We start from the raw sequence: 5,426 nt of genomic DNA on the forward strand, positions 1-5,426 counted from the left end.
TGGCCGCGCACCGGGAGGTCGCGCAGGCGGCCGTCGTCGCCCGCGAGGACACCCCCGGCGACACCCGACTCGTCGCCTACATCGTCCCCACGGACCCCGACGAGCCGGACGACGGACTGCCGCACGGGGTCCGCGAGTTCGCGGCTCATCGGCTTCCGGAGCACATGGTCCCGTCCGCGGTGGTCGTCCTCGACGCCCTGCCGCTGACCGCCAACGGCAAACTCGACCGCAAGAACCTCCCCGCCCCGGACTACGCCGAGGCGGCGGGCGCCGGGAGGGGACCCGAGAGCCATGAGGAGGAGATCCTCTGCGAGGCCTTCGCCCAGGTCCTCGGTCTGGAGAGGGTCGGCGTCGACGACAACTTCTTCACCCTCGGCGGCCACTCCCTGCTCGCCGTCCGCCTCGTCAACCGCATCAGGACGGTGCTCGGTGTCGAGGTGGACATCGCCGCCCTGTTCGACGCGCCGACGGTGGCGGGCCTCGCCCAGCAGCTCGGACAGCCGGGTCAGCCCGGTCAGCCCGGACACGTGAAGTCAACCCGGCCGGCGTTGCAGCCGATGCGCAACCAGGAGGAGTCCTGATGATCCCGTTGTCCTTCGCGCAGCGGCGGCTGTGGTTCATCAGCCGGCTGGAAGGCCCGAGTGCGACCTACAACGTTCCGGTCGTCCTGCGACTGCCGGGCGACGTGCGGTGCGACGCGCTCGACGCGGCCCTGCGGGACGTGATCGGCCGGCACGAGGTGCTCCGCACCGTCTTCGAGGTCGTCGACGGCGAGCCGTACCAGCGGATCCTCCCGCCCGACGAGCTCGACTGGGCGCTGACGGTGGCCGAGGTCGCCCAGGACCGGCTGACCGACGCGATCGACGAGGCTGGGCGGTACGCGTTCGACCTCGACGCCGAACTGCCCATCAGAGCCTGGCTCTTCGAGGCCGCCGACGAACGGATCCTCGTCGTCGTCATGCACCACATCGCCAGCGACGGCTGGTCGGAGGGTCCGCTGACCCGCGACCTCACGACCGCGTACGCGGCGCGCACCGAGGGCCGGGCACCCGAGTGGGAGCCACTGCCGGTCCAGTACGCCGACTACACGCTCTGGCAGCGCCAACTGCTCGGCGACGAGAACGACCCCGACAGCGTGATGTTCCGCCAGACCGCCTACTGGCGCGGGAAGCTCGCGGACGTCCCCGAGGAGCTGGAGCTCCCCGCCGACCGCCCCCGACCGCCGGTGGCCTCGCACCGCGGGCACATCGTCCCGCTGCGCGTACCCGCCGAGGTGCACGCGCGCCTGGCGGCGGTGGCACGGACCGAGGGCGTGACCACGTTCATGGTGCTTCAGGCGGTGCTCGCCATGACGCTGTCGAAGCTCGGCGCGGGCACCGACATACCCGTCGGCACCGCCGTCGCCGGCCGTACGGACGAGGCGCTGGACGACCTGGTCGGCTTCTTCATCAACACCCTCGTCATCCGCACCGACCTGACCGGCGACCCCACTGTCCGCGAGGTGCTCGCCCAGGTGCGCGGGACTGTACTGTCCGCCTTCAAGCACCAGGACGTGCCCTTCGAGAAGCTCGTCGAGGAGATCGCCCCGGCCCGCTCCCTGTCCCGCCACCCGCTCTTCCAGGTCATGCTGACCGTCCAGAACAACCAGCGGACCGTCGTCGACCCTGCCGAGACCTCGTCCGAAGGCCCGGAAGCCGGCACCAGGGCGGCCAAGTTCGACCTCGACGTCTCCGTGCGCGAGCTCTTCGACGCGACGGGCGCTCCGGCAGGCCTGCGCGGCTCGGTGACGGCCGCCGCCGACCTGTTCGACGTGACGTCCGCCGAGCGCCTCGCCACCCGGCTCACTCAGGTCCTCGACCAGGCGACCACCGACCCCGCCCGCACGCTCAGCTCGATCCGGATCCTCGACGAGGACGAGCGCCGCCGGGTGCTGACCGACTGGAACGCCACGGCGTCCGACGGCCGGCCCGCCCTGGTCCACGAGCTGTTCGAGCGATGGGCGGACCGCACCCCCGACGCGGTGGCGCTCGTCGCCGACGGCAAGGAGGTCTCGTACGCGCAGCTCGACGCGCGGGCGAACCGGATCGCGCACTACCTGATCGGCCAGGGCATCGGCGCCGAGGCGGTCGTGGGCCTGTGCCTGCCGCGCGGCGCCGACATGATCGCGGGCATCCTCGGGGCCTGGAAGGCCGGGTCCGCCTACCTGCCCCTCGACCCGCAACAGCCGACGGACCGGATCGCGTACATCTTGCGCGACAGCCGGGCGGCGCTGGTGCTCACCACCGAGGACCTTGTCGACGAACTGCCCGCCGGTCGCTCGCGCCTGGTCGCCCTCGACGGGACCTTCGTGGAGATGCACCTCGCGGCGGCCTCGGCGGAGCGCCCCGAGCGGCCTGTCGACCTGCGATCGCCCGCGTACGTCATCTACACGTCGGGTTCGACGGGCCGGCCCAAGGGTGTGGCGGTCACCCACGGCGGCCTCGCCAACTACTTCGCCTCCGTGCCACAGCGGGTCGGCTTCGGCGCCGAGGGTGCGCGCTATGCGCTGCTCCAGGCCCAGACGACCGACCTCGGCAACACCGTCGTCTTCGCCGCCCTGGCGACCGGCGGCGAACTGCACATCCTGCAAGAGAGTGCGATCACTGACCCTCAGGCGGTCGCGGCGTACCTCTCCACACACCGCGTCGACCACTTCAAGGTCGTCCCCTCGCACCTCGCCGCCCTGACGGCCGCCGGATACGACGCCGTACTGCCGGGGCGTTCCCTCGTGCTCGGCGGCGAGTCCACCCCGCCCGCTCTGGCGGCGGAGCTGCTCGCTGCCGCCGGGGAGCGTGAGGTCCACAATCACTACGGTCCCACCGAGACGACGATCGGCGTCGCGACCACGCGGCTCACCGCCGAGCGGGTCGCCGACGGCGTCGTGCCGGTCGGCACCCCGATCGCGAACACCCGTTTCTACCTGCTCGACTCCTGCCTTCAGCCGGTCCCGGTCGGCGTGGTCGCGGACCTGTACGTCTCCGGTGCGGGTCTGGCGCGCGGCTATGTGGGCCGTGAGGCCCTGACGGCCGAACGCTTCGTTGCGAATCCCTTCGAGGCGGGGCAGCGGATGTACCGGACCGGCGACCGGGCCAAGTGGACCGCCGACGGTGAAGTGGTCTTCCTCGGGCGGGCCGACGACCAGGTGAAGATCCGCGGCTTCCGCGTCGAGCCCGGCGAGGTCCAGGGCGTGATGGCCGCACATCCGCTGGTCGCACAGGCGGCGGTGGTCGCCCGCGAGGACATCCCGGGCGACACCCGGCTCGTGGCCTACGCCGTACCCGCGGACGTCGACGCCGTCGACGCCGAACTCCCCCGTACGCTCACCCGGTACGCGAGCCAGCGACTGCCCGCCCACATGGTTCCCTCCGCGGTCGTGCTCCTGGACGCGCTGCCCCTGACCGGCAACGGCAAGCTGGACCGCAAGGCGCTCCCCGCTCCCGAGTACGCCACCGGCAGCGGGCGCGGCCCGTCCGATGCCCGCGAGGAGATCCTGTGCGCGGCCTTCGCCGAGGTCCTGGGCGTCGACGCGGTCGGCGTGGACGACGACTTCTTCCGGCTCGGCGGGCATTCGCTCCTCGCGATCCGCCTCGTCGAACTCCTGCGCGGGCACGGTGTCACGATCTCCGCACGGGCGCTGTTCCAGACGCCGACCCCGGCCGGCCTCGCCGCCTCGGCGGGCGCCGAGCAGGTCACCGTACCCGAGAACCTCATCCCGGCCGACGCCACCGAGATCACGCCCGGCATGCTGCCGCTCGTCGACCTCACCGACGAGGAGATCGTGACCGTGGCCGCCACGGTCACGGGCGGCGCGACCAACATCGCCGACATCTATCCGCTGGCCCCTCTCCAGGAGGGCCTGCTCTTCCACCATCTCCTCGCCGACGGCGGGGACGACGCCTACGTTCTCCCGACCGTCGTCGAGTTCGACACCCGCGAGCGGCTCGACGCCTTCCTCGGCGCACTCCAATGCGTCCTGGACCGCCACGACATCTTCCGCACGTCCATCGTGTGGGAGGGGCTGCGCGAGCCGGTCCAGGTGGTCTGGCGCCACGCCACCCTGCCCGTCACCGACGTCACCCTCGACGCGGACGGCACCGACCCGGTCGCCTGCCTGGTCGCCGCCGGCGGCTCCACGATGGACCTGGGCGAAGCGCCGCTGATCCGGGTCCACACGGCCCGCGCCCCCGGCGGCCGGCAGTGGCTTGCGCTGGTGCGGGTCCATCACATGGTGCGGGACCACACCGCCCTCGAAGTGCTCATGGCGGAGGTCCGGGCGTTCCTCGAGGGCCGGGGCTCGGACCTCCCGGAGCCGCTGCCGTTCCGTGCCTTCGTCGCCCAGGTACGCGGCGGCGTCGACCGCACGGAGCACGAGCGCTACTTCGCCGACCGACTCGGCGACGTCACCGAGCCGACCGCCGCCTTCGGCATCGCGGACATACGCGGCGACGGTGCGGACTCGGAACGGCAAGTCGTCCCGTTCGAGGACGAGTTGACGTTTCGGCTGCGGGAGATCTCACGGCGGCTCGGCGCCAGCCCCGCCACATTGCTGCACCTGGCGTGGGCCCGCGTCCTCGCCGCGGTCAGCGGCCGCGACGACGTGGTCTTCGGGACGATCCTGTTCGGCCGGATGAACGCCGGCGCGGGCTCCGACCGGGTGCCGGGCCCCTTCCTCAACACGCTTCCGGTGCGGGTCCGTACGGACCGCGTCGGTGTCCTCGCGGCGGTCACCGCGATGCGCGACGAGTTGGCGGAGCTCCTGGAGCACGAGCACGCGCCGCTCTCGGTGGCGCAGCAAACCAGCGGAATCCCGGGCAGCGCCCCCCTCTTCACGGCCCTGTTCAACTACCGCCACAACGGCGGTGGAGGCGACCCCGAAGCCCCGGGCGCACGCGACGAGCGGCTCGACGGAATCAGGACGGTCTTCTCCCGCGAGCGGACCAACTACCCACTGCTCGTCTCCGTGGACGACGACGGAGACGGCCTATGGGTCGCCGTGGACGCGGTCGCGCCGATCGCCCCGCGCCGGGTCGGAGAGTTCGTGCGCACGGCCGCGCAGAACCTGGTCGCTGCCCTCGAATCGGCCCTGGACCATGACGAGGACGTGCCGCTGCGCAACGTCCAGGTTCTGGACGGGGCAGGGCTTCGGCAGGTGCTGACCGAGTGGAACGACACGGCTGCGGAGGTGGCTTGCGGTTCGCTGCCGGAGTTGTTCGAGGCGCAGGTGGTGCGGTCGCCTGAGGCGGTGGCGGTGGTCTCGGGTGGTGAGTCGGTCTCGTATGCCGAGTTGGAGGTTCGTGCCAACCGTCTGGCCCGTCGTCTGGTGGTGGAGGGTGTGGGCCCGGAGTCGTTCGTGGGTGTGTGTCTGCCGCGTGGCGTGGAGTCGGTGG

Annotated in this window: 2 protein-coding genes; both read left to right on the plus strand. The window is 72.0% G+C overall.

From position 1 onward, the window contains the following. Positions 1-581, plus strand: a 581-nt coding sequence (locus tag ACIRS4_RS36100; RefSeq protein WP_404204172.1) for a phosphopantetheine-binding protein, incomplete at its 5' end; no start/stop codon positions are given. Continuing rightward, positions 581-5,426: amino acid adenylation domain-containing protein (locus ACIRS4_RS36105; RefSeq protein WP_404204174.1), on the plus strand; the 4,846-nt coding region annotated here is incomplete at its 3' end. The genes ACIRS4_RS36100 and ACIRS4_RS36105, both read left to right, overlap by 1 nt.

Source organism: Streptomyces sp. NPDC101166 (assembly GCF_044768125.1).
In the GTDB taxonomy this organism is placed as follows: Bacteria; Actinomycetota; Actinomycetes; order Streptomycetales; family Streptomycetaceae; genus Streptomyces.